General features: G+C 57.7%; 1 protein-coding gene. It reads left to right on the top strand.

The features are described 5' to 3' along the window. The first annotated feature begins 245 nt into the window (after positions 1-245). A complete protein-coding gene (locus IAE56_RS20905) occupies positions 246-1,211 on the top strand; it encodes an IS110 family transposase (protein WP_200753839.1) in 966 nt (321 codons plus the stop codon). The last annotated feature ends 22 nt before the right edge of the window (positions 1,212-1,233 follow it).

Genomic DNA, 1,233 nt, shown 5'->3' with positions numbered 1-1,233 from the left:
CTCTTGTGTCTTGGAATGACGCCCTGATCAGGCACAATTCCCCCGGTGACCCCGGGAGGCTCCGATGACGCTGCCTCGGCTCTTAAGCCTTCGAGCTTGCAAAGTAGATTCAGCGCGTCGGCGGCCTGACACCGCCTTGGAACTTGAACGGTATCTTAGGCCCACCTTCCGGTGAGAGCCTGCACTCACAAGGGCAAGTCTGGCGGCTTCCGATCACGATCGTAAGTTCAAGCTGGAGCAAGATCATGCAAGTAATCGGCAATGACATGGCCAAGGCGACCTTTGATGTTGCCCTGCCACTGTCCGACGGCAAGTACCGCACCAAAGCCAAATTTCCTAATACGACCAAGGGTTATACGGAATTTTTGGCGTGGCGAGCCAAGCATGCGCCTGACGCAGCGGTAGGTATGGAGGCCACGGGTATCTATCACGAGGCTTTGGCGCGCGCCCTGGTGGAGGCTGGGGTGACGGTTTATGTCGCCAACCCCGCGCGGGTGAAGGCATTTGGGCAGGCTGAGGGAGTCCGGACCAAGACCGACCGAAGTGATGCCAAGCTGATTGCCCGGTTCTTTGAAGCCCAACGTCCGGAAAAGCTGCATCCCTACGTGCCGCCGACACCCTCGGAGGTGAAGTTGCGTGCTTTGGTCCGGCGTCGGGACGACCTTCAGGAAATGCTGCAGATGGAGCAGAACCGCCTGGAGGTTGCCGATATCTCCGTCCAGCAAGGGATCAATGACGTGATTCGGACGTTGGAGGAACAGATCAAACAGGTGCGAAAGGCAATCCAGGACCACATCGACAACGACCCGGACCTGCGCGGGCGCCATCAACTGCTCACCAGCATCCCCGGCGTGGGCGATACCAGCAGCGCCCAGCTGCTGGCGTTTTTAGGCGATCTCAACAAATACAGCGACGTGCGTCAGGTAGTTGCCCACGCAGGCCTGAATCCAGCGCAGCGTCAATCAGGAAATTACGAAGGTAAAGCCCGGATATCGCGGGTGGGCGATGCCAATTTCCGCAAAAAGTTGTACATGCCTGCGCTGACCGGGAAGACCTACAACCCGACTCTGAAGGCCTTTGCAGAACGTCTCAGCGAGAAAGGAAAGCCATTCAAGGTCATCATGTGTGCGCTGATGCGCAAGCTCATACACCTGGTCTGGGGAGTACTGAAGAGCGGCCAACCGTTTGAGCCTGAAGTCGTCCTTGCCTAGGCAAGGACAACACGGTATCTAC

The sequence above is a fragment of the Stenotrophomonas sp. S41 genome (assembly GCF_016624625.1).
GTDB lineage: Bacteria > Pseudomonadota > Gammaproteobacteria > Xanthomonadales > Xanthomonadaceae > Stenotrophomonas.
The sequence above is the reverse complement of the archived record's forward strand: the minus strand, read 5'-3'. Positions and strand labels throughout refer to the sequence as shown.